Genomic DNA, 25,681 nt, shown 5'->3' on the forward strand with positions numbered 1-25,681 from the left:
GATCGAACGCCCGTGCCCGCCGGTACCCGACTCCGCGTCAAGGGGGCGTGGGCCCTGCGCCTACAGTTGCTCCAGCGTTCAGTACAAAGCACAGCCCGCCCCTGCCGCTCGTGTTAGGACAGCAAGGACAGCGATGCCCCCCACCAACACCGCCTCTACGGGTCAGCAGCCCGGCAAGTCCGGCAGGAAGAAGGGGCGCAAGGCGCGCCTGCTCGTCCTCGTGCTGGTTCTGGCCATCATCGGCGGCCTCGTCTACGGGGCGTACTGGTCCATCAGCACCGTCCGCGCGTCCTTTCCGCAGACCAAGGGCTCGATCACGCTGGAGGGCCTGTCGGGGCCGGTCGACGTCAAGCGCGACGACCACGGCATTCCGCAGATCTACGCCTCCTCCGACGAGGACCTGTTCATGGCGCAGGGCTACGTGCAGGCGCAGGACCGGTTCTACGAGATGGACGTGCGCCGCCACATGACCTCCGGGCGCCTGTCGGAGATGTTCGGCAAGGGCCAGGTCGACAACGACGAGTTCCTGCGCACACTGGGCTGGCACCGGGTGGCGAAGAAGGAGTACGACGAGAAGCTGTCGGACTCCACCAAGAAGTACCTCCAGGCGTACGCCAAGGGCGTCAACTCCTACCTCGAGGGCAAGGACGGCGCGGACATCTCCCTGGAGTACGCCGCCCTCGGCTTCACCAACGACTACAAGCCGCAGGAGTGGACGCCGGTCGACTCGGTGGCCTGGCTGAAGGCGATGGCCTGGGACCTGCGCGGCAACATGCAGGACGAGGTCGACCGGGCCCTGATGACCAGCCGCCTCGGTCCCAAGCAGATCGCCGACCTGTATCCGGCGTACCCGTACGACCGGAACAAGGCGATCGTCCAGGAGGGCCAGTACGACGAGCTGACCGAGACGTTCGACGGCGGCGGCCCGTCCGGTGGCGGCGACTCCTCGTCCGGTACGGGTTCGGGCACCGGGACGGGTACAGGCAGCGGTACGGGTTCGGGCACCGGGACGGGTACAGGCAGCGGGACGGGTTCGGGCACCGGGACGGGTACAGGCACCGGGACGGGCATGGGCAATGGCATCGGGGCCGGTACCGGCACGGGCGCGGGTACGGGCAACGCTCTGCAAGGCCAACTGGCCGGCCTTCAGGAAGTGCTGGACGACCTGCCCACCGCCGTCGGCGTGAACGGCAACGGCATCGGCTCCAACTCCTGGGTCGTCTCCGGCGAGCACACCATCACCGGCAAGCCGCTGCTGGCCAACGACCCGCACCTGTCGCCGTCGCTGCCGTCCGTCTGGTACCAGATGGGCCTGCACTGCCGCAGCGTCTCCGCGAAGTGCCAGTACGACGTCGCCGGCTACACCTTCGCGGGCATGCCCGGCGTGGTCGTCGGCCACAACCAGGACATCGCCTGGGGCCTGACCAACTCCGGCGTCGACGTCACCGACCTCTACCTGGAGAAGATCACCGGCACCGGCTACCAGTACGACGGCAAGGTGGTCCCCTTCGAGACGCGCGAGGAGACCATCAAGGTCGCCGGCGGAGAGTCCAAGAAGATCGTCGTCCGCGAGACCAACAACGGCCCCCTGCTCTCCGACCGGGACGACGAACTCGTGAAGGTCGGCAAGAAGGCCACCGTCGACACCGCCGCCCCCGACCGTGGCGACGGCTACGGCGTCGCCCTGCGCTGGACCGCGCTGGACGCCGGCACCACCATGGACGCCGTCTTCGCGATGGACCGGGCGAAGGACTGGGACGCCTTCCGTGAGGCCGCCGCCCTGTTCGACGTGCCCTCGCAGAACCTCGTCTACGCCGACGCGGAGCACATCGGCTACACGCTGCCCGGCAAGATCCCGGTGCGCGCCGAGGACCACGACGGTTCGGTCCCGGCACCGGGCTGGAGCTCCAAGTACCGCTGGACCGGCGAGTACATCGACCCGGACGAGCTGCCGTACGAGTACGACCCGGAACGCGGCTACATCGTGACCGCCAACCAGGCCGTCGTCGACGCGGACGAGTACCCGTACACGCTGACCACGGACTGGGGCTACGGCACTCGCAGTCAGCGGATCACCTCCCTGATCGAGCAGAAGATCAAGGACGGCGGCAAGATCTCCACCGACGACATGCGCCAGATGCAGCTGGACAACAGCAGCGAGGTGGCCAAGCTGCTCGTCCCCCAGCTGCTGAAGATCGACGTCGGCGACAAGGACGTCCGCGAGTCGCAGAAGCTGCTGGAGGGCTGGGACTACACCCAGGACGCCGACTCGGCGGCCGCCGCCTACTTCAACGCCGTGTGGCGCAACGTCCTCAAGCTCGCCTTCGGCAACAAGCTGCCCAAGGAGCTGCGGGTCGAGGGCCAGTGCCTGTGGGTCGACCCGGTCAACACCACCGGACCCGCGGACGAGACGAACAAGGTCCGCGAGTGCGGCCAGCGGGATGCCGACCAGGCGCAGCCGGACGGCGGCGACCGCTGGTTCGAGGTCGTCCGCACCCTGATGGACAAGCCCGAGAGCGACTGGTGGACGACGCCCGCCTCCGGCACCCGCAAGGGCGCCGACCACAACCGCGACGACCTCTTCAAGCGGGCCATGATCGACGCCCGCTGGGAGCTGACCGCCAAGCTCGGCAAGGACATCGACACCTGGAACTGGGGCCGGCTGCACCGCCTGTTCCTGAAGAACCAGACCCTGGGCACCGAGGGCCCCGGCTTCCTGAAGTACGCCCTCAACCGCGGCCCGTGGAAGCTCAGCGGCGGCGAGGCGGCGGTCAACGCCGCCGGCTGGAACGCGGCCGGCGGCTACGGCGTGGTGTGGGTGCCGTCCATGCGGATGGTGGTCAACCTCGGCGACCTCGACAAGTCGCGGTGGATCAACCTCACCGGTGCCTCCGGACACGCCTACAGCGCCCACTACACGGACCAGACGGACAAGTGGGCCAAGGGAGAGCTGCTGCCGTGGGCCTTCTCCAAGAAGGCGGTCGACGACAGCACGAGCGACACGCTGGTGCTGAAGCCGTAGCCGACGACTGACCCGAAGGGGCCCTCCACGCGCGCGTGGAGGGCCCCTTCAGTTCACGCGCGCGTGAACCTGCGCACCCCCGACGGCGTCACCGCCGCGTCCACCGGCCGGTCGTGGGGCTCGGCGGGGACGAGCGCGACGACCTCCGAGTCGTACAGCAGGACCAGCAGCGCGGGACGCGCGCCCGCCCGGTCCAGACGCGCGAGGACCCGGTCGTACGACCCGCCGCCGCGCCCCAGCCGCAGGCCGCGTCCGTCGACCGCCAGGCCCGGCAGCAGCACGACGTCGGCCTCCGTCACCGCGTCCGGCCCCAGGCGCCGGCCGGCGGGCTCGTACAGGGCCATCCGCCCGCCGTGCCGCACGACCGCGAGGGAGTCCTCCCCGGCGTACTCGCCCCAGTCCAGGTCGTTGTCCGGCAGCAGCGCCGGCAGCAGGACGCGCACCCCCCGCGCGCGCAGCGCGTCCAGGAGCGTGAGGGTGCCTGGTTCGGCGCCCACGGAGACGTACGCCGCCACGGCGTGCGCCTGCGCCACCTCCGGCATCGCGAGCGCCCGCGCGGCCAGCGAGTCCGCGGCTTCTCGCACGTCATCGGCCGTCAACCCGTTCCTCACCGCGAGGAACTCCCGCCGCAACGTCCGCTTGTCAGGCTGGCCAATAGGTCCGATGTGACTCAAAGGTCGCTCCCGTACCTCTCTAATACGCTCATATGAGCGCCAGTGATCCGGAGTCACAGATTCTCCCTATTGGCACCGGATATGGTGGCGCGCATGACTCAGTCCCACCCCAGGATCAGCAAGGCTGTCATCCCCGCGGCCGGGCTCGGTACCCGGTTCCTGCCGGCCACCAAAGCCACTCCCAAGGAGATGCTGCCGGTCGTCGACAAGCCGGCGATCCAGTACGTGGTCGAAGAGGCCGTGACCGCGGGCCTCGGCGACGTCCTCATGGTCACGGGCCGCAACAAGCGTCCCCTGGAGGACCACTTCGACCGCAACTACGAACTGGAGTCCGCCCTTCAGAAGAAGGGTGACGCGAGCCGGCTGGCCAAGGTCCAGGAGTCCAGCGACCTCGCCATGATCCACTACGTTCGCCAGGGCGACCCCAAGGGGCTCGGCCACGCCGTGCTGTGCGCCGCCCCGCACGTCGGCAACGAGCCCTTCGCGGTCCTGCTCGGCGACGACCTGATCGACCCGCGCGATCCGCTGCTGCAGCGCATGATCGAGGTCCAGGAGCAGTACGGCGGCAGCGTCATCGCCCTCATGGAGGTCGCGCCCGAGCAGATCCACCTCTACGGCTGCGCGGCTGTGGAGAGCACCGAGGACGGCGACGTCGTCAAGGTCGGCGGACTGGTCGAGAAGCCCGACGCGGCCGACGCGCCCTCCAACTACGCCATCATCGGCCGCTACGTGCTCGACCCCCACATCTTCGACATACTCCGCAAGACCGAGCCCGGCCGCGGCGGTGAGATCCAGCTGACCGACGCCCTCCAGCAGCTCGCCGAGACGCACACAACGGCGGCTACCGCCGCGGGAAAGGCCGGCGGCCCGGTGCACGGCGTCGTCTTCAAGGGCCGCCGCTATGACACCGGTGACCGCGGCGACTATCTGCGTGCCATTGTCAGACTCGCGTGCGAACGTGAAGACCTGGGCCCGGACTTCCGGACCTGGCTTCGCAGTTACGTAGCCGAGGAGATGCAGGGACGTTGAGCAGCACAGCGCACCGTGACACCGGCCACGACCACGCCCCCGCGGACTTCGGTCCGGACCGGCTGTGGTCGGTGCAGGACCACCTGGACGACATCCTCACCACCGTCCGCCCCCTGGAACCCATCGAGCTGAACCTGCTCGACGCCCAGGGCTGCGTCCTGGTCGACGACATCACGGTGCCGCTCTCTCTGCCGCCGTTCGACAACAGCTCCATGGACGGGTACGCGGTGCGGGTCGCCGACGTGGCGGGCGCGACCGAGGAGTTCCCCGCCGCCCTGGTCGTCGTCGGGGACGTCGCCGCCGGCCGGGCCGACCCGCTGACCGTGGGCCCCGGCCAGGCCGCCCGCATCATGACGGGCGCCCCCCTCCCGCCCGGCGCCGAGACCGTCGTCCCCGTCGAGTGGACCGACGGCGGGCTCGGCGAGGGCCCGGTGGCCGGCATGCGCGCCCGCAGCCTGGCCCCCGAGGGCGCCGAGGGTCAGGTCCACGTGCACCGCCCGGCCGAGGCACGCGCGCACGTCCGCGCGAAGGGCAGCGACGTCAGGTCCGGCGACCGCGCCCTGGCGGCCGGCACGGTCCTCGGTCCGCCGCAGATCGCGCTGCTCGCCGCGATCGGCCGGGGCAGGGTCCGCGTCCGCCCGCGCCCCCGCGTGGTGGTGCTCTCCACCGGCAGCGAACTCGTCCAGCCCGACGAGGAACTGGCCCACGGCCAGATCTACGACTCCAACAGCTTCGCCCTCACCGCGGCCGCCCGCGACGCCGGCGCCATCGCCTACCGCGTGGGCGCCGTCGCCGACGACGCCGAGACCCTGCGGTCCACCATCGAGGACCAACTGGTCCGCGCCGACCTGATGGTCACCACCGGCGGGGTGAGCGTCGGGGCGTACGACGTGGTCAAGGAGGCGCTGGCGCACGTCGCCGACGAGGACGAGCCCGGCAGCGGCGTGGACTTCCGCAAGCTCGCCATGCAGCCCGGCAAGCCCCAGGGCTTCGGTTCCATCGGCCCCGACCACACCCCGCTGCTCGCCCTGCCCGGCAACCCGGTGTCGTCGTACGTCTCCTTCGAGTTGTTCGTCCGCCCCGCGATCCGCACCCTCATGGGCCTCACCGACGTCCACCGCCCGACGACCACCGCGTCCCTGGCCGCGGAGAAGGCGCTGACCTCACCGAAGGGGCGCCGGCAGTTCCTGCGCGGCAGCTACGCCGGCGGCTCGGTCACCCCGGTCGGCGGCTCGGGCTCCCACCTCGTGGCCGCACTCGCGCACGCCGACGCGCTGATCGTCGTCCCCGAGGACACCGAGTCCGTCGAGCCCGGCGCCGACGTCGAAGTGGTCCTGCTCGGCTGACCCCGCCCGCTTGGCGGTACCGTGTCGCGCACAGCAGGCCCACGCGCCGCACCGCGCCGGGGCCCGGACCGGGAGCGCCACACAAGCATGAGTACGCAGGACCGACCCACGCACCACGGCCAGGACGCGCACGACCCGCAGGACCGGCTGACGCACATCGACGAGGCGGGCGCCGCCCGGATGGTCGACGTGTCCGCCAAGGAAGTGACCGCACGCACCGCGCGCGCGAGCGGACGCGTCCTGGTCGCGCCCCGTGTGGTCGAGCTGCTGCGCGGCGAGGGGGTCCCCAAGGGCGACGCCCTCGCCACCGCGCGCATCGCGGGCATCATGGGTGCCAAACGCACCCCGGACCTGATCCCCTTGTGCCACCCGTTGTCGGTCTCCGGTGTGAAACTGGACCTGTCGGTCGCGGACGACGCCGTGGAGATCACCGCCACGGTGCGCACGACGGATCGCACGGGTGTCGAGATGGAGGCGCTCACCGCGGTCTCCGTCGCCGCGCTCACCGTGATCGACATGGTCAAGGCGGTCGACAAGGGAGCGGTCATCACGGACGTGCGCGTGGAGGAGAAGACGGGCGGCAAGTCGGGCGACTGGAGCCGGTCATGACACGGGACGGGTCGGCCGGCGGCGGCCTCCTCGCGCCGTACAGCGCCCTCGTGGTCACCGCCTCCAACCGGGCCGCCGCCGGGGTCTACGAGGACAAGGGCGGGCCGCTGATCGCCGAGGGCCTGCGCGGCTTCGGCTTCGCCGTCGACGGCCCCCGGGTCGTCCCCGACGGCGACCCCGTCGAGGCCGCCCTGCGAGCGGGTGCCGAGGCCGGCTACGACGTGATCGTCACCACCGGCGGCACCGGCATCTCGCCCACCGACCGCACCCCCGAGGCGACCCGGGCGGTGATCGACTACGAGGTCCCCGGCATCGCGGAGGCCGTCCGGGCGTACGGCCGGGACAAGGTGCCGACCGCGGTGCTCTCCCGGGGCCTGGCCGGAGTGGCGGGCGGCACGCTGATCGTCAACCTGCCGGGTTCCTCCGGCGGGGTGAAGGACGGCCTCGCCGTGCTGGAGCCGCTGCTCACGCACGCCGTGGACCAGCTCCGCGGCGGCGACCACGCCAGACCAGCCAGTGGTGGGGGTGCGAGCTGAACAGCCCATCCTGGCCCGCGGAGCTGGTGGACGGCGACCTCGTCATCAGGCCGATAAGGCTGCGCGACCAGCGGGCCTGGCGGGAGGTCAACCGGCGCAACCGCGACTGGCTGCGACCGTGGGAGGCGACGATCCCGCCGCCGACGCCCGGCGGTCCGCTCACGCACCGCCCCACCTACCGCCAGATGGTGCGGCACCTGCGGTCCGAGGCCCACGCGGGCAGGATGCTGCCGTTCGTCATCGAGTACCAAGGGCGACTGGTCGGGCAGTTGACGGTGGCCGGCATCACCTGGGGCTCGATGTGCTCCGGGCACGTCGGCTACTGGGTGGACGAGGCGGTGGCCGGCCGCGGGGTGATGCCGACCGCCGTGGCGATGGTGGTGGACCACTGTTTCCGCACCGTCGGACTGCATCGCGTCGAGGTCTGTATTCGCCCCGAGAACGCGCCCAGTCGCCGGGTCGTGGAGAAACTCGGATTTCGCGAGGAGGGTCTCAGGCCGCGTTATCTCCACATCGACGGAGCCTGGCGCGACCATCTCGTCTTCGCGCTCACCGCGGAAGAGGTCCCGGAGGGGCTGCTGCGGCGCTGGCACCGGTCACGCGACCGGAGTACGCGGAAGACCGGTAATTGAATAAACGTTCGAAATTGACCAGGGGTGCGACCGTCCGGAACGGATAATTTCGCACCCCTGGTAGTCGGCTGATCACATCGATCACAAAAAAAGCTCGAAATATCAGCCAGATCGTGCGACACACCGGCTCAATTGGCGGATGGCCTCAAGCAAACCCCTCTACCGTGTGAGGCGTGAGCAGCAGCGGCCTCATCTACGCAGTCATCGTCGGGGCCTGGGCCGCCTACTTGGTGCCGATGTGGCTCCGTAGGCAGGACGAGCTGAACGAGGCCCGTCCGACGGAACGCTTCAGCACCGCCATCCGGCTGCTGTCCGGACGGGCGGGCATGGAGCGCCGGTACGCCAAGGACCTGCGGTCGCGCTCCGCCGACGAGGCGGAGCCCGACGCCGACGCCCCGGACGCCGTCACCGACTCGGTGGACGTCCGGGCCTTCGCCGTGTCCAGAACGCACCGGCACCCCCGCCCCGACGCACGGCAGCAGCCCGCGGCCCAGCCCGCGGAGCAGCCCGGCCCGGCGCGCCAGCCCGAACCGGCACGCCAGCCTGAGCCGGCACGCCAGCCTGAGCCGGCACGCCAGCCCGAACCGGCACGCCAGCCTGAGCCGGCGCGCCAGGAGACCGGCGGACGTCCGCACGGCCCCAGACCCGAACAGTCCCCCGGGCCCGGTGCCGCAGCGGCGCGCAGGCGCGTGCCGCAGGCCCGGCGCGCCCCCGTCTCGCCGGCGGCCGCGGCCCGCGCCCGGCGCACCAAGGTCCTCGCGCGCCGTCGGCGCACGACGGTGATGCTGTTCCTGGCCTTCACCCTAGGCTCGGTCGTCGCGGCGGTCGGCGGACTCGCCTTCCTGTGGGCACCCGGGGTTCCCGCCGTACTGCTCAGCGGCTACATCGCCTACCTGCGCTCGCAGGAACGCCACCGGTTCGCGTTCCACATGGACCGCCGCCAGGCAGAGGTCGCCGCGCAGCGGCTGCGCGACGGCGACCGCCGGCCGCGTCGGCGCATGCCCGCCGACCCCGTCGGCCCCGTCGGCGACCCCGACGCCGAGGAGCCGGACGAGGGACCCGAGGAGGAGCCCGATTCCGGCCTGTCGGCGCTCGCCGCCGACCGGCGTGCGTTGGTGGAGCAGACCGACCACGCCGAGTGGGTCGACCAGCAGCGCGAACGGCAGCGGCGGCCGCGGGGCGACAGCTGGGACCCGGTGCCCGTCCCCCTGCCCACCTACGTCACCGCGCCGGTCGCCCCCCGCGCCACGCCCGACGTGGACCTCGCGGCGCCGGACGCCTGGAGCTCGGCACGCTCCAGCGCCGTCGCCGACCAGGAGGACGCGGCGGCCGATCCCCAGCCGGACCACTCGCCGACCCACACCGAGGACCGGGCGGAAACCCCGGGCCGCAGCGACGCCCGCCGCGCCGCATCCGCCCGCCGGTCCCGGGAGCGGGGCCGGACCCCGCTCTTCGACCAGTACGAGGACGGAGGCCGCCCCCGCGCGGCCAACGAGTAGCTTCCCGCCGGGTCGCCTGCTCGCCGGTCGTTAGCGATTTTTGAGCAGGCCGGTCGGGGTGCTAAAGTTTCACACGTCGCAAGGGCCTGTGGCGCAGTCTGGTAGCGCACCTCGTTCGCATCGAGGGGGTCTGGGGTTCAAATCCCCACAGGTCCACGCACATTGACGAAGGTCCCGTCCGGTCATCACGATCGGACGGGACCTTCGTCGTTTCCGGGGCGCACCTGTAGGCATGTGGGGCCGGGATGGATTCGTGACCGGGCACTGTGCAACCTTCACCGTTACCAGCGGGTCACCTGTGTGCGGCGTCACCGCAGTGGCGCCGTCCTGTCGTCTGGGAACGGAAGAGAAGCATGAGACGTAGCTCCCTGCGCGCGCCGTGGACTCGCGCGGCAGTGGCCCAAGTGGCCGTCGCGGGACTCGCCACGCTGGGGCTGGCCGGAGTCGCACAGGCGGACGGCGGCCAGGCGCCGCTTCCCGTCGCCATCACCGGGCCGGACAAGGTGGACCTGGCGCTGGACGGGGCCGAGGGCGAGCCGGGGGAGCCGCAGATCCGGCTGGGCATCACCGGGCCGGGGGATTACGACCCGGACAGCGGCACGGACCCGGAGCCGGTCCCGAACAACGGCTACAGCGTCACCATCGACGCCACCGCGCTCAAGGGCTTCGCCGAGGTCGACCTGCCGCAGTCGTGCGACGTGGACGCACTGACCGCCGTCTGCGACACGAGCAGCCTGTACCCCGGAGACTCCTACAACCCGAGCTGGAGCATCCGTCTCGACCTCAAGGACACCGCCGAGGCCGGGGACTTCGGCAAGATACAGGTGACGGGCGCCGGCGAGGGCCTGGAGTTCAACGAGCACACCGTCGACGTGCTGGTCGGCGGGCCCGAGCTGCTGAAGAAGAAGCTCCCGGCCGAACCCGAGGACTTCGAGGCCGGTGACACCTACAGCGCCCCGCTCGGCTTCCGCAACGTCGGCAGCATGTCGGCCGACGGCGTGGTCCTGCGCTTCGGCGGCACGCGCGGCCTGTCCTTCCCCGACGCGTACGACAACTGCTCGTACGCGGAGGAGAACAAGGACGACCTGATCCGCTATCAGAAGGTCGCCCTGTGCACCTTCGAGGGCGAATTCCTGCCGGGCACGGCCTACGAACTGAGCGAGCCCGTCCGGGTGAAGACCGCGGACTTCGCGCTCGGCGACATCTTCCACTACGGCTTCGACGCGGTCGGCGCCGAGGAGGCCGGCGCGCTGCGGTCGGGCGCCGACTACCGGCAGGGGTCCGGCCGGACGCTCACCCTGAAGCCGGTCAAGGGCGGCCAGAGCGGCGACTACACGAAGTACGCCGAGATCGACCTGCCCACGCAGAACAGCTACGACCTCGACCTCACCGGTGCACGCGTCGACGGCGAGCAGGGCGAGACCGTCACGGTCGGCATCGGTCTGAGCAACCACGGACCCGCCTGGATCGGGGCACTGCGCTCGGGCGGTGAGCCGCTGGGCTTCAGCGTGCAGATCCCCGAGGGCGCGAGCGTCGTGGACAGCCCCTGCCGCCCCATGAACGACGAGGCCACGGCCGAGTACCTCTGCTTCGCCGACACCCCGTTCCTCGAGGACGACCACCGCACCTTCACCTTCCAGCTCCGCATCGACAAGGTCGTCGAGGGCGCCAAGGGCAAGATCGCCCTTCCCGAGTGGGACAACCCGTGGGAGGGCGACCCGTCCAACGACACCGGCTGGATCGTGCTGAACGGCACCGGCGACGAGGAGACGCCGGGCGACACCGGCGGGACCACGGGCGGTACCGACGGCGGCTCCACGGGCGGTTCCGGCACCACCGGCGGCTCGGAGACCACGGGCGGCACCGGCACGACCGGCGGCTCGGCCTCCACCGGGGGCGCCACGGGTGGCACCGGCACGACCGGCGGCTCGGCCTCCACCGGAGGCACGACCGGCGGCCAGTCGCCGCAGGGCGGCCAGGACGGCCTGCTGGCCTCCACCGGCTCCGCGGCTCTGCTCGCCTCGGCCGGCGCGGTGCTGGCCCTCGCCGCGGGCGGCGTGCTCTTCGCCGTCTCACGCCGCCGCCAGGGCAGCCGACACGGCCTGACGAGGGCCTGACGGTCAAGCGCTACGGGACCTGCAGAGCCTTCGCATAGCAGAGGCTCTCCTCGTGGAAGCGGTAGAAGCCGAACTTCCCGCAGGGCTCGTAGCCGCTGGAGGTGTACAGGGCCACGGCCTCCGGCTGCTTGGTGCCGGTCTCCAGCACCATGCGGGTCCGGCCCGCCGCACGGGCGTCCTCCTCCAGGGCGGCCAGGATGCGGCGGGCCAGCCCGCGCCCGCGCACCTGCTCGATCACGAACATCCGCTTCAGCTCGGCGTCCCCGTCGCGGTAACCCTCGTCGTTGGTCTCCTGGCTGCGCCAGCCGCCGGAGGCGACCGGGACGTCGTTCTCGTCGTACGCGACCAGGTACAGGCCGTTCGGCGGCGCGAAGTCCGACGGGTCCAGGTGCGTGGCGTCGCCGCCGTCGCCGTAGCGGAGGTCGTACTCGGCCTGTACCTCGTCGTTGAGCTTCACGGCGTCGGGGTGGTCGAAGGGGACCCGGCGTATGTTCATGCTACCTACCGTATATGAATGCACTGCCCGGAGCGGGACATCGTCCAGTGTGCCGGTATCGTGCCCTGGTGCTCACCGTGACCTCCGTAAACGTGAATGGTCTGCGCGCCGCCGCGAAGAAGGGCTTCGTGGAGTGGCTCGCCGACACCTCCGCCGACGTGCTGTGCCTCCAGGAGGTACGGGCCGAGCCCCAGCAGCTGCCCGGACACGTCCGGACCCCCGACGGCTGGCACGTGACGCACGCCCCCGCCGCCGCCAAGGGCCGCGCCGGCGTCTCGCTCTGCACCCGCCGCGAGCCCGACCGCGTCCAGGTCGGCTTCGGCTCGACGGAGTTCGACGCCGGCGGCCGCTACGTCGAGGCCGACCTGCCCGGTGTGACCGTCGCCTCCCTCTACCTCCCCTCCGGCGAGGTCGGCACCCAGCGCCAGGACGAGAAGGTCCGCTTCATGGGCGAGTTCCTCGCCTACCTCAAGGAACTGCGCGAACGCGCCGCCGCCGACGGCCGCGAGGTCGTGGTCTGCGGCGACTGGAACATCGCCCACCGCGAGGCCGACCTCAAGAACTGGCGCGCCAACAAGAAGAACTCCGGCTTCCTGCCGGAGGAGCGCGAGTGGCTGGGGCGCGTCCTGGATCCGGCGGAGGGCGGCTACGTCGACGTCGTACGCGCCCTGCACCCGGACGTCGAGGGGCCTTACTCGTGGTGGTCCTACCGGGGGCGGGCCTTCGAAAACGATTCCGGATGGCGCATCGACTACCACATGGCCACCCCGGGGCTGGCCGCCAAGGCGGTCAAGGGCCACGTCGAGCGGGCCGCCACGCACGCCGGGCGCTGGTCCGACCACGCACCGGTGACGGTCGTCTACGACCGCTAGGCCCTGACGACAGGACTAGGCCCTGACGACAGGACTAGGCCCTGACGACAGGACTAGGCCCTGTCGTCAGGACGTGGACCCCGGTCAGTCCTCTCCGCCTCCTCTGCCCGGTTTCCCTATCCGCCGGTCCAGCGCCAGGGACAGTTCCGCCTCGATGACGCTGCGGGCCAGGGGGCGCAGGCGGTGGAGTTCCTCTTCGGGGGCGTGGCGCAGGATCAGGTCGGCGAAGAGGTCGGCCAGGGCGTCGGCGTGTTCGCGGACTCGGGCGCCGGCCTGGAGGACCTCGCCGAGGGGGATGCCCTCGCGGACCAGGGCGGAGGAGACCTCCAGCAGGCGGTGGCTGATGTGGACGAGTTCGTCGCCGTCGGTGCCGAGGTAGCCGAGGTCCATCGCGGCGGCCAGGTTCTCGGGGGTGACCTCTCCCTCGAAGCGGGCGGCGAGTTCCTCGGGGGTGAGGCGGACCGGGGTTTCCTCGGTGGGTTCGCCGAGGCCGAGGAGGTCGCCGACGTCGCGGCCGTGGTCGAAGGCGTCGGCGAGTTCCGCGATGCCGTTCAGGGTGTGGCCGCGCTCCAGCAGTGCCGCGATGGTGCGCAGGCGGGCCAGGTGGTGGTCGTCGTACCAGGCGATGCGGCCCTCGCGGCGGGGCGGGGGGATCAGTTTGCGTTCCCGGTAGAAGCGCAGGGTGCGCACCGTGATGCCGGCCAGCCGGGCCAGTTCCGCCATGCGGTATTCGCGCTTCTCGGTCACGGCGTCGAGCCTACGGCGTACCGTCGGTAACTTTCCTCGCGTGCCCCCTACCCATCAGTACGGGTGCTGCTCTACTCTCCCCATTGCGCCAGTGTTCACTGGCAGAGTTCTAGGCGACGCGTGGAGGCTTCGGGATGGCCGAGCACGAGCAGGTACAAGAACACGTGCGGGTGGCGGTGATCGGGTCCGGCTTCGGCGGGCTGGGGGCCGCCGTGCGGCTGCGGCGCGAGGGGATCACGGACTTCGTGGTGCTGGAGCGGGCCTCGAGCGTCGGCGGTACGTGGCGGGACAACAGCTACCCCGGGTGCGCCTGTGACGTGCCGTCCCACCTGTACTCCTTCTCCTTCGCACCCAACCCCGAGTGGCCGCGCACCTTCTCCGGGCAGGAGCACATCCGCGCCTACCTGGAGCATGTGACCGACACCTTCGGGCTGCGCCCCCACCTCCGCTTCGACTCGGAGGTGAAGCGGATGGCGTGGGACGGCGAGCAGCTGCGGTGGGAGATCGAGACCGCGAGCGGGAGTCTCACCGCCGATGTCGTCGTGTCCGCGACCGGGCCGCTGTCCGACCCCAAGGTGCCGGACATCCCGGGGCTGGACTCCTTCCCCGGCAAGGTCTTCCACTCGGCCCGCTGGGACCACGACTACGACCTCACCGGCAAGCGGGTCGCCATGATCGGCACCGGTGCCTCCGCCATCCAGATCGTGCCGTCCATCCAGCCGAAGGCCGGCCGCCTCACCCTCTTCCAGCGCACCCCGGCCTGGGTGATGCCCCGCATGGACCGGCCGATCAGCGGCGCCGAGCGCGCCCTGCACCGGGCGCTGCCCGTCACCACCAAGCTGCGCCGCGGGCTGCTGTGGGGCATCCGGGAACTCCAGGTGCAGGCCTTCACCAAGCATCCGAACGAGCTGGGCTTCGTCGAGCAGATCGCCAAGCGCAACATGGGCGCCGCCATCAAGGACCCGGCCCTGCGCGCCAAACTCACCCCCGACTACCGCATCGGCTGCAAGCGGATCCTGCTGTCGAGTACGTACTATCCGGCGCTCGCCAAGCCGAACGTGGACGTCGTCGGCGGACTGAGCGAGGTGCGCGGCTCGACCCTCGTCGCCGCCGACGGCACCGAGGCCGAGGTGGACGCGATCATCTTCGGCACCGGTTTCCACGTCACCGACATGCCCATCGCCGAGCGTGTCGTGGGCGCGGACGGGCGGACCCTCGCCGAGACCTGGAAGGACGGTATGGAGGCGTTGCGCGGCGCGTCGGCGGCCGGCTTCCCCAACTTCATGACGGTCATCGGGCCCAACACCGGCCTCGGGAACTCGTCGATGATCCTGATGATCGAGTCGCAGCTGAACTACCTGGCCGACTACCTGCGGCAGATCAACGTGCTCGGCGGCCGGACCGCCCTCGACGCCCGGCCCGCCGCCGTGCGGAACTGGAACCACCGGGTGCAGGAGCGCATGAAGCGCACGGTGTGGAACACCGGCGGCTGCACCAGCTGGTACCTGGACGCGAGCGGCCGCAACACCACCGTCTGGCCCGGCACGACCGCCGAGTTCCGGCGCGCGACGCGGCGCGTGGACCTCGCGGAGTACGAGGTGCTGCGTACGGCCGTCGCCGAGGCGGCACCGAGCGCGGCCGCGGACGCCGATGCGGTCCCCGGCGCGGACGCGACCGCGGAGGTGGGCGCGTGAGCCGCCTGCTGCACGCCGCCGCCGGGCCGTACGCGCCGCCCGCCCCCGCCCGTGAGCTGACCGTCACCGCCGCCGACGGCGCCCGGATACACGTCGAGGCGCACGGCCCCGGGAGCGCCCCCGCGGTCGTCCTCGCGCACGGGTGGGTCTGCTCGACCGCCTTCTGGGCGGCTCAGGTCCGTGCGCTGGCCGCCGACCACCGGGTCGTCGTGTACGACCAGCGCGGCCACGGCCGCAGTCCGGCGAATCCGGCGTGCGGTACCGAGGCCCTCGCCGACGACCTCGAGGCGGTCCTGTCGGCCACGCTCGCACCGGGCGAACGGGCCGTGATCGCCGGGCACTCCATGGGCGGGATGACGGTGATGGCCGCCGCGACCCGGCCCGCGGTGCGCGAGCACGCGGCGGCCGTCCTGCTGTGCAGCACCGGCAGTTCGCGGCTGGTGGCCTCCTCGACCGTGGTGCCGCTCGGGGAGGGCCGGGTGCGTACCTGGCTGACCCGGCGGATCCTCGGTTCCCGGGCGCCGCTCGGGCCGGTCACGCCCCTCGCGCGCAGGATCCTCAAGTACGGGACGATGGGCCCCGGTTCGGCCCCGCACATGGTCGACGCCTGTGCCCGCATCGTGCACGCCTGTCCGCGCAAGGTGCGGCACGCCTGGTCGGAGGTGCTGGACCTGCTCGACCTCGACCACGGGGTACGGGAGTTGACGATGCCGGTGGAGGTGGTCGTCGGCACCGCCGACCGGCTGACCCCGCCCGTGCACGCCCGCTCGCTGGCCGCCGCGCTGCCCCACTGCGTGGGCCTGACGGAGCTTTCGGGGGTCGGCCACATGACGCCGGTGGAGGCGCCGGAGCTGGTCACCGGGAAGATACGCGCCCTCGCCGCCACCCACATACCCACCGCACGCGGCGAGCGTGCCGTACACGCCGAGGAGAGCGCATGAGCAGGGTGAGCCTGGAAGGGCGGGTCGCCGTCGTCACCGGAGCCGCGCGGGGCGTCGGGGAGTTGCTGGCCCGCAAGCTCTCCGCGCGCGGGGTGAAGGTGGCCCTGGTCGGTCTGGAGCCGGACGAGCTCAAGCAGGTCTCGGCCCGGCTGCACAGCGAGAGCGAGCACTGGCACGCCGACGTCACCGACCACGAGGCGATGGCCCGGGTCGCGGGTGAGGTCAAGGAACGGTTCGGCAGGATCGACATCGTCGTCGCCAACGCGGGCGTCGCCACCGGCGGGCCCTTCGTCGACTCCGACCCTCAGTCCTGGCGGCGGGTCGTCGAGGTCAACCTGATCGGCTCGGCCGTCACGGCCCGCGCCTTCCTGCCGGCGCTGCTGGAGAGCCGCGGCTACCTGCTCCAGATCGCGTCCCTCGCCGCCCTCACCCCCGCGCCGATGATGAGCGCCTACTGCGCCTCCAAGTCCGGTGTCGAGGCGTACGCGCACTGCCTGCGCGGCGAGGTCGGGCACCGGGGTGTGAAGGTCGGCGTCGGCTATCTGTCCTGGACCGACACCGACATGGTGCGCGGCGCGGACCAGGACGACGTCATGCGCGAACTGCGCCGGCGGCTGCCCTGGCCGTCGAACAAGACCTATCCGCTGGGCCCGGCGGTCGACCGGCTCGTGGAGGGCATCGAGCGACGCTCGGCCCACGTCTACGGGCAGTGGTGGCTGCGCGGCATGCAGGGGATGCGCGGCTACCTGCCGGCCGTCATCGGCACCGTCGGGCAGCGCGAGATGCGGCGCTTCGGGGACCGGCTCGACAGTGTGCGCACGGGCCTGGTCGGCGCGGGCGGAGCGGCTGACGAGCAGCGCCCGACCAGCAGGACTACGGTCCGTAAGTGATCGACATGCGCACGGTCACAGCCCATGTGAATCTGATCGAGCCAGGCCGATCCGGCCGGGCCCGAACATCACAGGAGTGAACCCACATGGGTATGAAGGACCAGTTCCAGGACAAGGCCGAGCGCATGCAGCAGCAGGGCAAGCAGCGGGCCGACCAGGCCAGGGAGCAGTTCAAGAACCGCGACCACCGTCGTGACGAGGACGAGATGGACCCGTCGCGCCGCCGGGACGCGGAGGAGCGCGAGCCCGCCACGCGCCGCCGTGACACGGACGAGCGGTTCGAGGGCAGCGACGCCTGACGCGCCGCCGCTGAGTCGAAGGGGCGCCCACCGCACGCGCGGAGGGCGCCCTTTCGCCTGCCCCGGGCTCGCTTCCGGGTCACGCCCTGGGTGGCAGCGGCGGCCGCGACCGGTCGGGTACGCCGTCGTAACCGGGCGGCGTGGCGGGCGGGTTGGTCTCCAGCAGCTCCAGGGCCAGCCGGACCGCCTCGTCCAGTACCGGGTAGCGGCCCTCGGCCCAGTCCAGCGGGGTGCGCATCGCCTCGACGTCGGGGGCGACGCCGTAGTTCTCCACGGACCAGCCGTACGCGTCGAACCAGGCAGCGTTCATCGGCACCGTGATCACCGTGCCGTCGCCGAGGCGGTGCCGGCCGGTCATGCCGACCACGCCTCCCCAGGTGCGCTGCCCGACCACCGGGCCGAGGCGCAGCAGTTTGAACGCGGCCGTGATCATGTCGCCGTCGGAGGACGTCGCCTCGTCCGCGACCGCCACGACGGGCCCGCGAGGGGCGTTGGAGGTGTACGACACCGGCTGCGCGTCGCGGGTCAGGTCCCAGCCCAGGATGGTGCGGGTCAGCTTCTCGATGACGAGTTCACTGATGTGGCCGCCCGCGTTGCCGCGCACGTCCACGATCAGCGCGGGCCGGGACACCTCCATGCGCAGGTCGCGGTTGAACTGCGCCCAGCCGGAGCCGCCCATGTCGGGGATGTGCAGGTAGCCGCACCGCCCGCCGCTCAACTCGCGTACCACCTCGCGGCGTTTGGCCACCCAGTCCTGGTAGCGCAGCGGCCGTTCGTCGACGAGCGGTACGACGGCGACCCGGCGGGCCGGTCCCGGGCCGCCCTCGCCCGGGGTGAAGGTCAGCTCCACCGTCGTACCGCCCGCTCCCGCCAGCAGCGGGTACGGGCCCGTCACCGGATCCACCGGGCGGCCGTCCACGTGGGTCAGCGACGCCCCCTCGCGGATGCCGGTGCCGGCCAGCGGGGAGCGTGCCTTGGAGTCGGAGGAGTCGCCGGGCAGGATGCGCTTGACCACCCAGTGGCCGTCCCGGCACACGAAGTTGGCGCCGAGCAGGCCCTGCCGGCGCTGGTAGTGGGCCGGACCCTCGTTGCGCCGGGCGGCGGCGACGTACGCGTGCGAGGTGCCGAGTTCGCCGAGTACCTCGCGGAGCAGGTCGGCGAACTCGTCGGGGGAGGCGACCCGTTCGAGCAGCGGCCGGTACTGGTCCAGCACCGCGTCCCAGTCGATGCCGCACATGCCGGGGTCCCAGAAGTAGGCGCGGATCAGGCGGCCCGCCTCGTCGTACGCCTGGCGCCACTCGGCGGCCGGGTCGACCTCGTGCAGGATGCGGCGCAGGTCGATCCAGGTGGTCGAGTCGCCGTCGCCCGTCTCGGTCGCCGGTACGGCGCGCAGGTCGCCCTCGTCGAGCACGACCAGGCGGGTGCCGTCGCCGCTGACCCGGAACCAGTCGAGGTGGTCGACCAGTTCGGACTTCTTCGCCTTGGCGAGGTTGAAGTGCTCCAGGGTGGGCTGCTCGCTCGGGTCGGCCGGGTTGGCGAAGGTCTCGCCGAGCGCGCCGGAGATGGGCCAGCGCAGCCAGACCAGGCCGCCGCCCGCGACCGGTTGCAGCGCCGAGTACTTGGACGCGGTGACCGGGAACGGGGTCACCCGGCTCTCCAGTCCCTCCACCTCGACGGTCACCGCGCCGCCCTCGCCGGGCTCGTCCTCCAGCGGGTCCAGGCCCCCGGCGGCAGGACGGCCCTCCGGGTTCAGCGCGAAGGGGGAGGGGGTCGCGGAGGACAGCGGCACCAGGTAGGGGCGGCAGCCCAGCGGGAAGGACAGGTCGCCGGTGTGCACGTCGTACACCGGGTCGAAGCCGCGCCAGGACAGGAAGGCGAGATAGCGGCCGTCCCGGGTGAACACCGGGTTCTCGTCCTCGAATCGTCCGTCGGTGACGTCGACGACGAGCGGCCCCTCCTGCCCGTTCTGCCCGTGATGACCGTTGATCCGGGCCATCTTGATCTGCCGCAGCGAGCGTCCGATGCCCGGGTGCGACCAGGTGAGCCAGGTCCCGTCCGGGGAGAAGGCGAGGTCGCTCACGGGGCCGTTGACGGACCGGATCAGCTCGGTGACGCGGCCCGCGGCGGCACCGGTGAGGCCGGAGGCCCCCGCCGCGCCTGCCGTGCCGCTGTCCCCGGCACCCTCTGTCGCCCCGTCCGGGTCCGCGCCGCCGCCACCGGTGTCGGTATCGGTGCCGCTGGCGGCGGCCACCGCCTCCGCAGGGCTCCCCGTACCCCTTGCCGTCTCCGCCGCCGAGCTCCCCGTACCCCTTGCCTCCGCCGCCGGGCCCCCCGTGCCCACCGCGTCCAGCGCCCGGGCGACCTCCGTGTCCACCTCCGAGACGTCGAGCAGCAGGAGCCTGCCGTCGTGCGAGGCGATGGCGAGCCGCTCGCCCGCCGGGTCCGAGGCCAGTTCCAGGACCCGGCCCAGCTTCCCCGAGGCGAGCCGTCTGGGCGCGCGGCCCCCGGTCGCGCGCGGCAGGTGGGCGATCTCGACGGCGTCCTCGCCCTCCGCGTCCGTCACGTACGCGATCCGCCCGCTCGCCCCGAGCATCTCCGGCAGCCGCACCCGGACCCCCGGGGTGTCGGCGAGGGTGCGGGCCGGGCCGTCGCGGTGGGTGAGCCAGTACAGGCTGCCGCGTACGACGACGGCGCTCGCGCGGCCCGTCTCGTCGACGGAGACGCCGCCCACGTGCTGGGCTGCGGGCACCTGGTAGGTACGCCGTCCCGCGCGCGGCCCGCTCAGCCGGACGTCGAGCCGGCGTGGCACCGAGCCGGGCGCCAGGTCGTCGACGATCCACAGGTCGCCCGCGCACTGGTACACCACGCGGTCGCCGTCGCTCGCGGCGTGCCGGGCGTAGCAGGCGTCGTGGTCGGTGTGGCGGCGCAGGTCGGAGCCGTCCTGGGCGCAGGAGTAGAGATTGCCGACGCCCTCATGGTCGGAGAGGAAGGCGATCCGGCCACCGGCGAACAGGGGAGAGTGCAGGTGCCCCTGGAGGCCGGGCAGCAGCCGCTGCCCGTGCAGCCAGAGCCTGCCCGTGGCGCCGCCCCGGTAGCGCTTCCAGGCGGCGGGTTCGTGCGGCGGGGTGCCGGTCAGGAGCAGGGTCCTGCGCTCGCCGTCGAAATCGGCGGCCTGGATGTCGGTGACCGGTCCCCAGGGCAGTTTGCGGCCGGGGTCGCCGTCGGGGGTGACCTTGTAGGCCCAGGTCAGGTGGGAGAAGGGTTCGCCGTGCGAGGCGACGGCGAGGATGGCGGCGTGGCCGTCGGGCTCGGGCGGGGACCAGCCGCAGACCCGGGTGTCGAGGCCGCCCCAGTGGGTGAGCTGCCGTCCGGGTCCGCCGTCCACCGGCACGAGGTGGACCTCCGGCGACAGGCTGCGCCAGCTGGTGTAGGCGATGTGGCGGCCGTCGGGCGAGAAGCGCGGGTGGCCGGCCTTGGTGCGGTCGACGGTGAGCCGCCAGGCACGGCCCGGACCGTCGAGGTCCGCGAGCCAGAGGTCGTCCTCGGCCACGAAGCACAGCTGGTCGCCACTGAGGTGCGGAAGGCGCAGGTAGCTCACCCACCCCATGCTTTGCCGGGGGCCGGACCCCGGCAACTCGGCCCGCGCTCCCGTGGGCACTTATGAGTAACCGACGACCGTGACCCAGAACACGAACGAAACCGTTTCGTTTCGCTAGAGGGTGGGGTACCTTGTTCATGTACGAAACGGTGTCGTTCACACAGAGGCACGGAGAGGGGTGAGCGGGATGACCGAGGCAGCCACCGCGCGCCGCAGTCGGATCACTCCCGAGCGCGAGGCCGAGCTGTACGAGGCCGTGCTCGACCTGCTCCGGGAAGTCGGCTACGACGCCCTCACCATGGACGCCGTGGCGGCCCGCACCCGGTCCAGCAAGGCGACGCTCTACCGCCAGTGGGGCGGCAAGCCCGAGCTGGTCGTCAGGGCCATGCGGCACAACAAGCCCGGTGAGATCGGCGATGTCGACACCGGCTCGCTGCGCGGCGACCTGCACGCCCTGATGGCCCGCGAGGACGACTGCACCATGGCCCAGAACTCCGCGCTGATGCGCGGCGTGGCCATGGCGCTCCACCAGAACCCGGACCTGCGCCAGGCTTTCCGGGACCAACTCGTCGAACCGGAGATGGCGGAGTTCCGGCACCTGCTGCAACGCGCCGTCGACCGGGGCGAGATCAGAGCGGACTGCCCCGCACTGGACTTCCTCGTGCCCATGCTGGTCGGTGCCTTCGCCACCCGCACGCTGCTCGAGGACCAGCCACCGACCCGGGCTTTCCTCACCTCCTACATCGACGCCGTGATCCTCCCCGCCCTCGGCGTCCCCACCACCTGAGCAACCCCGCCTGAGCCCACCTGACGTAACCAGCCCCACTGCCTCAAGGGCGTGGGCGGTGCCCCCATCGTCGTCGGGCCGATCCCCCCTGCCCTGAAGTTCCCACGACCTGACCGGGAGTACGCCCTCGTGGCCACGTTCCTCTACAAACTCGGCCGGCTCGCCTTCCGCCGGCGGCACTTCGTCGCCCTGATATGGGTGGCGCTGCTGACGCTCGCGGGCGTCGGCGCGGCCAGTGCCCCGCCCGCCGGCACCACCTCCTTCTCCATCCCCGGCACCGAGGCCCAGAAGGCCTTCGACCTGCTTGAAGAGCGCTTCCCCGGCACCAGCGCCGACGGGGCGACCGCACGCGTCGTCTTCAAGGCACCGTCCGGCGAGACGATGACGGCCGCCGACAACAAGGCGACCGTCGAGAAGACGGTCGCCGACCTGGCCGACGGCTCCGAGGTCGCCTCGGTCGCCGACCCGTACACGGGCAACGCCGTCAGCGAGGACGGCACGGTCGCCTACGCGTCGGTGAGGTACGACGTCTCCGGCATGGAGCTGGAGGACACCACCAAGGACGCCCTGGAGGACGCCGCCCAGCAGGCGCGCGACGCCGGGCTGACCGTCGAGGTCGGCGGTGACGCGCTGCAGGCCGTCCCGCACACCGGCGCCACCGAGGTCATCGGCATCGCGGTCGCCGCCGTCGTCCTCGTCATCACCTTCGGCTCGCTGGTCGCGGCCGGACTGCCCCTGCTCACGGCCCTGATCGGTGTCGGCATCGGCGTCTCCTCGATCACTGCCCTGGCCAGCGCCCTGGAACTGGGCTCCACCACCTCCATCCTGGCGATGATGATCGGCCTCGCGGTCGGCATCGACTACGCCCTGTTCATCGTCTCCCGCTACCGCGCGGAACTCGCCGAGGGCCGCGAGCGCGAGGAGGCCGCGGGCCGGGCGGTCGGCACCGCCGGCTCGGCGGTCGTCTTCGCCGGCCTCACGGTCGTCATCGCCCTGGTCGGTCTCGCGGTCGTCAACATCCCGATGCTGACCAAGATGGGCATCGCGGCGGCCGGCACCGTCGCCATCGCGGTCCTGATCGCCCTCACGATGGTCCCCGCACTGCTCGGCTACGCCGGCCGCAGGGTGAAGCCGACCGGCGCGAAGAGCAAGCTCCTGGGCGGCGGCAGGAAGAACGGCGCGGAGGCCGACGGCAAGCCCGCCAAGGCCAACCTCGGCACCCGCTGGGCGAGCTTCGTCGTCCGCCGCCCGCTGGCCGTCCTGCTCCTCGGCGTCATCGGCCTCGGAGCCGCCGCGATCCCCGCGGCCTCTCTGGAACTGGGCCTGCCCGACGACGGCTCCCAGCCGACGTCCACGACCCAGCGCCGCGCGTACGACCTCCTGTCGGAGGGCTTCGGGCCGGGCTTCAACGGTCCGCTGATGGTCGTCGTCGACGCGAAGGGCAGCGACGCCCCGAAGCAGGTCTTCACCGACGTCTCCAACGAGATCAGGGGCCTCGAGGACGTCGTGGCGGTCACCCCGCCCGCGCCCAACAAGGGCGGTGACACCGCGACCATCACCGTGATCCCGGACTCCAAGCCGTCCTCCGTCCAGACCGAGGACCTGGTGCACGCCATCCGCGACGCGGGCGGCGACATCCAGGCCGACACCGGCGCGGAGACCCTGGTCACCGGCTCGACGGCGATGAACATCGACGTCAGCGAGAAGCTGAACGACGCGCTGCTGCCGTACCTGGTCCTGGTCGTCGGCCTGGCCTTCCTCCTTCTGATCGTGGTCTTCCGCTCGATCCTGGTCCCGCTGAAGGCGGCCCTCGGCTTCCTGCTCTCCGTCATGGCGGCGCTGGGCGCGGTCGTCGCGGTCTTCCAGTGGGGCTGGCTGTCCGGCCTGATGGGCGTGGAGGAGACCGGCCCGGTCATGTCGATGATGCCGATCTTCATGGTCGGCGTGGTCTTCGGCCTGGCGATGGACTACGAGGTCTTCCTGGTCACCCGCATGCGGGAGGCTCACGTCCACGGCGAGAAGCCCAACCAGGCGGTCGTCACCGGCTTCAGGCACGGAGCGAGGGTCGTCACGGCCGCGGCGGTCATCATGATGGCGGTCTTCGCCGGCTTCATCGGCTCCAGCGAGGCGATGGTCAAGATGATCGGCTTCGGCCTGGCGATCGCCGTGTTCTTCGACGCGTTCGTCGTCCGCATGGCCATCGTCCCGGCGGTCCTCGCGCTGCTCGGCAAGAAGGCCTGGTGGCTGCCGAAGTGGCTGGACCGCGCGCTGCCCAACGTGGACGTCGAGGGCGAGGGACTGCGCACGGCCCGAGAGCGGGGCTCGGGTCCCGACGAGGACCGGGAGCTGGCGCGCACCTGACGCGCCACCTCTGACAGGACGACAGACCAGCCGGTGAGGGCTCCGTGGGGACGGGGCTGCCCTCACCGGCTTCCTGTCGCGCGAGGACACCGCAACCCGGTCGCCTGCCGGCTACACGTACCGCTACGGTGCCGTCCATGACGACGACCGACGACGCCTCCGCGACCCCCGCCGCCCACCCCCGGTTCGCCGAAGCCCTGCGCGAACTCGGCCTCGGTGACCTCGCAGGACGGGCCCGGCGCTTCCCCGAGGCCACCCGCACCGCCGCCGAGGCGGCCGCCGCGATCGGGTGCGAGCTGAGCCAGATCTGCAAGTCGCTCATCTTCGCCGCCGACGGCGTGCCCGTGCTGGTCCTCATGGACGGCGCCTCACGCGTGGACCTGGAGCGGGTCCGGGAGGAGCTCGGCGCCGGAAAGGTCACGCGGGCCAAGGCCGACGTCGTACGGGAGACCACCGGATACGCCATCGGCGGCGTGCCGCCCTTCGGGCACCGGAGCAGGACCCGGGTACTCGCCGACCGTTCCCTCCTCGCGCACGACGTCGTCTGGGCCGCCGCCGGCACCCCGTACGCCGTCTTCCCGATGGAACCCAAGGAGCTCGTCGCCACCGCCGGCGCCACCCTCGTGGACGTGCGCGAGCGCCCCGAGTGACGCCCCTGGTCACCGGCGCCGTCCTGCTCGCCGCGGTCACCCACGCGAGCTGGAACGCCATCGCCCACCGGATCACGGACAAGCTGACCGGCTTCGCGCTGATCTCGGGCGGCGGGATGCTCATCGGGCTCGCGCTGCTGCCCTTCACGGCGTTCCCGGCGGCCGGCGCATGGCCGTACCTCCTCGTCTCCGCCGCGATCCACATCGCGTACTACGCCCTGCTGATGCGGTCCTTCCGGCTGGGCGACTTCGGGCAGGCCTACCCGATCGCCCGCGGCAGCGCACCGCTGCTGGTCACCGGCCTCGCCGCCGTCTTCGCGCACGAGGTGCCGGACGGCTGGGCGGCGGGCGGCATCGTGGTCTCCTGCGCGGGGCTGACCGGCGTCGCCCTGTGGGGGCTGCGCGGACGCCGGCCCGACTGGGCGGCGATCGGCGCGGCCCTGGCGACCGGAGCGACCATCGCGGTGTACACGGTCGTCGACGGGCTGGGCGTGCGCGCCGCCGGGTCCTCCCTCGGTTACATCGCCTGGCTGATGGCGGTGCAGGGGACGGTCCTCCCGGCGTACTTCCTGTCCCGCCACCGCGCCGGAGCCTGGGCGCTGCTGCGGCCGCACGCCGGTCTGGGGCTGCTCGGCGCGGTGCTGTCCGTCGCCGCGTACGCGCTGGTCCTGTGGGCGCAGACCCGCGCCGAACTCGCGCCGATCGCCGCCCTGCGCGAGTCCTCGATCCTGGTCGGCGCGGCGATAGGCGCCCTCTTCTTCAAGGAGCGGTTCGGCGTGCCCCGGATCGCGGCGGCGGGCCTCCTCGTCGTCGGGATCGGACTGATGCTGCACACGGGATAGTGCGCACGGCGGCTGCGAGGAGCACCCTGGAAGCAGGTGT

Annotated in this window: 21 protein-coding genes and 1 tRNA gene; 18 read left to right on the plus strand and 4 right to left on the minus strand. The window is 72.0% G+C overall.

Annotated elements, in window-relative coordinates; translation table 11 throughout:
- The first annotated feature begins 133 nt into the window (after nt 1-133).
- A complete protein-coding gene (locus ACIQ1J_RS11835) occupies nt 134-3,022 on the plus strand; it encodes a penicillin acylase family protein (protein ID WP_403556330.1) in 2,889 nt (962 codons plus the stop codon).
- A 53-nt stretch (nt 3,023-3,075) separates the two neighbouring features.
- Here the strand turns inward: ACIQ1J_RS11835 and ACIQ1J_RS11840 are convergent, their stop codons facing one another.
- Entirely contained in the window at nt 3,076-3,696 is a 621-nt protein-coding gene (locus ACIQ1J_RS11840; protein ID WP_403556332.1) for a 5-formyltetrahydrofolate cyclo-ligase, read from the minus strand.
- A 93-nt stretch (nt 3,697-3,789) separates the two neighbouring features.
- Here ACIQ1J_RS11840 and galU point away from each other — a divergent pair, with 93 nt between their 5' ends.
- The 8 genes from galU to ACIQ1J_RS11880 all read left to right on the plus strand — a co-directional run bounded on the left by galU (nt 3,790) and on the right by ACIQ1J_RS11880 (nt 11,464).
- Nucleotides 3,790-4,725 (plus strand): UTP--glucose-1-phosphate uridylyltransferase GalU, encoded by a 936-nt coding sequence (galU, locus tag ACIQ1J_RS11845; protein WP_403556334.1) that lies wholly within the window; start codon nt 3,790-3,792, stop codon nt 4,723-4,725.
- Nucleotides 4,722-6,071 (plus strand): gephyrin-like molybdotransferase Glp, encoded by a 1,350-nt coding sequence (gene glp / locus ACIQ1J_RS11850; protein ID WP_403556336.1) that lies wholly within the window; start codon nt 4,722-4,724, stop codon nt 6,069-6,071. Before galU ends, glp begins: the two co-directional genes overlap by 4 nt.
- Before the next feature lie 87 nt (nt 6,072-6,158).
- Nucleotides 6,159-6,680 (plus strand): cyclic pyranopterin monophosphate synthase MoaC, encoded by a 522-nt coding sequence (moaC, locus tag ACIQ1J_RS11855; protein ID WP_403556338.1) that lies wholly within the window; start codon nt 6,159-6,161, stop codon nt 6,678-6,680.
- Nucleotides 6,677-7,216 carry a molybdenum cofactor biosynthesis protein B gene (locus tag ACIQ1J_RS11860; RefSeq protein WP_403556340.1) on the plus strand — a complete coding sequence of 180 codons (540 nt, stop codon included), beginning with the start codon at nt 6,677-6,679 and terminating at the stop codon, nt 7,214-7,216. The genes moaC and ACIQ1J_RS11860 overlap by 4 nt, the downstream gene beginning before the upstream one ends.
- Before the next feature lie 23 nt (nt 7,217-7,239).
- Entirely contained in the window at nt 7,240-7,848 is a 609-nt protein-coding gene (locus tag ACIQ1J_RS11865) for a GNAT family N-acetyltransferase (protein ID WP_247697158.1), read from the plus strand.
- Nucleotides 7,849-8,021: 173 nt separating this feature from the next.
- Nucleotides 8,022-9,347 (plus strand): gephyrin-like molybdotransferase receptor GlpR, encoded by a 1,326-nt coding sequence (glpR, locus tag ACIQ1J_RS11870; RefSeq protein WP_403556342.1) that lies wholly within the window; start codon nt 8,022-8,024, stop codon nt 9,345-9,347.
- Between the two features lie 82 nt (nt 9,348-9,429).
- Nucleotides 9,430-9,503 (plus strand) — tRNA-Ala (locus ACIQ1J_RS11875).
- A gap of 197 nt (nt 9,504-9,700) precedes the next feature.
- On the plus strand, nt 9,701-11,464 hold the full coding sequence (locus ACIQ1J_RS11880) for a hypothetical protein (protein WP_403556344.1): 1,764 nt from the start codon (nt 9,701-9,703) through the stop codon (nt 11,462-11,464).
- Nucleotides 11,465-11,474: 10 nt separating this feature from the next.
- Here ACIQ1J_RS11880 and ACIQ1J_RS11885 read toward each other — a convergent pair whose 3' ends face one another.
- Nucleotides 11,475-11,960 (minus strand): GNAT family N-acetyltransferase, encoded by a 486-nt coding sequence (locus ACIQ1J_RS11885; RefSeq protein ID WP_403556346.1) that lies wholly within the window; start codon nt 11,958-11,960, stop codon nt 11,475-11,477.
- Nucleotides 11,961-12,028: 68 nt separating this feature from the next.
- Between ACIQ1J_RS11885 and ACIQ1J_RS11890 the strand changes: the two genes are divergently transcribed.
- The gene (locus ACIQ1J_RS11890; RefSeq protein ID WP_403556348.1) at nt 12,029-12,832 is read left to right on the plus strand and encodes an exodeoxyribonuclease III; all 804 of its coding nucleotides are present in this window, start codon (nt 12,029-12,031) and stop codon (nt 12,830-12,832) included.
- An 84-nt stretch (nt 12,833-12,916) separates the two neighbouring features.
- Here the strand turns inward: ACIQ1J_RS11890 and ACIQ1J_RS11895 are convergent, their stop codons facing one another.
- Entirely contained in the window at nt 12,917-13,579 is a 663-nt protein-coding gene (locus tag ACIQ1J_RS11895; RefSeq protein WP_403556350.1) for a MerR family transcriptional regulator, read from the minus strand.
- 134 nt (nt 13,580-13,713) lie between these two features.
- Here ACIQ1J_RS11895 and ACIQ1J_RS11900 point away from each other — a divergent pair, with 134 nt between their 5' ends.
- The 4 genes from ACIQ1J_RS11900 (at nt 13,714) to ACIQ1J_RS11915 (ending at nt 17,403) form a co-directional block, all read left to right on the plus strand.
- Nucleotides 13,714-15,273 (plus strand): flavin-containing monooxygenase, encoded by a 1,560-nt coding sequence (locus tag ACIQ1J_RS11900; RefSeq protein WP_403556352.1) that lies wholly within the window; start codon nt 13,714-13,716, stop codon nt 15,271-15,273.
- Nucleotides 15,270-16,214, plus strand: a complete 945-nt coding sequence (locus ACIQ1J_RS11905; protein WP_403556354.1) for an alpha/beta fold hydrolase — start codon at nt 15,270-15,272, stop codon at nt 16,212-16,214. The genes ACIQ1J_RS11900 and ACIQ1J_RS11905 overlap by 4 nt, the downstream gene beginning before the upstream one ends.
- The gene (locus ACIQ1J_RS11910; protein WP_210963382.1) at nt 16,211-17,104 is read left to right on the plus strand and encodes an SDR family oxidoreductase; all 894 of its coding nucleotides are present in this window, start codon (nt 16,211-16,213) and stop codon (nt 17,102-17,104) included. The genes ACIQ1J_RS11905 and ACIQ1J_RS11910 overlap by 4 nt, the downstream gene beginning before the upstream one ends.
- A gap of 86 nt (nt 17,105-17,190) precedes the next feature.
- The gene (locus ACIQ1J_RS11915) at nt 17,191-17,403 is read left to right on the plus strand and encodes a hypothetical protein (RefSeq protein ID WP_210963383.1); all 213 of its coding nucleotides are present in this window, start codon (nt 17,191-17,193) and stop codon (nt 17,401-17,403) included.
- A gap of 79 nt (nt 17,404-17,482) precedes the next feature.
- Here ACIQ1J_RS11915 and ACIQ1J_RS11920 read toward each other — a convergent pair whose 3' ends face one another.
- Nucleotides 17,483-21,010, minus strand: coding sequence for a S41 family peptidase (locus tag ACIQ1J_RS11920; RefSeq protein ID WP_403556356.1), 3,528 nt, complete (start codon nt 21,008-21,010; stop codon nt 17,483-17,485).
- Between the two features lie 178 nt (nt 21,011-21,188).
- Between ACIQ1J_RS11920 and ACIQ1J_RS11925 the strand changes: the two genes are divergently transcribed.
- The 4 genes from ACIQ1J_RS11925 (at nt 21,189) to ACIQ1J_RS11940 (ending at nt 25,641) form a co-directional block, all read left to right on the plus strand.
- Nucleotides 21,189-21,788 carry a TetR/AcrR family transcriptional regulator gene (locus tag ACIQ1J_RS11925; RefSeq protein ID WP_210963385.1) on the plus strand — a complete coding sequence of 200 codons (600 nt, stop codon included), beginning with the start codon at nt 21,189-21,191 and terminating at the stop codon, nt 21,786-21,788.
- Nucleotides 21,789-21,917: 129 nt separating this feature from the next.
- Nucleotides 21,918-24,149 carry an MMPL family transporter gene (locus tag ACIQ1J_RS11930; RefSeq protein WP_403556358.1) on the plus strand — a complete coding sequence of 744 codons (2,232 nt, stop codon included), beginning with the start codon at nt 21,918-21,920 and terminating at the stop codon, nt 24,147-24,149.
- Nucleotides 24,150-24,286: 137 nt separating this feature from the next.
- Nucleotides 24,287-24,799, plus strand: coding sequence for a YbaK/EbsC family protein (locus tag ACIQ1J_RS11935; RefSeq protein ID WP_403556360.1), 513 nt, complete (start codon nt 24,287-24,289; stop codon nt 24,797-24,799).
- A complete protein-coding gene (locus ACIQ1J_RS11940; protein ID WP_403556362.1) occupies nt 24,796-25,641 on the plus strand; it encodes an EamA family transporter in 846 nt (281 codons plus the stop codon). The genes ACIQ1J_RS11935 and ACIQ1J_RS11940 overlap by 4 nt, the downstream gene beginning before the upstream one ends.
- Nucleotides 25,642-25,681: the final 40 nt, after the last annotated feature.

The organism is Streptomyces sp. NPDC097107, from assembly GCF_044762405.1.
GTDB lineage: Bacteria > Actinomycetota > Actinomycetes > Streptomycetales > Streptomycetaceae > Streptomyces > Streptomyces thinghirensis.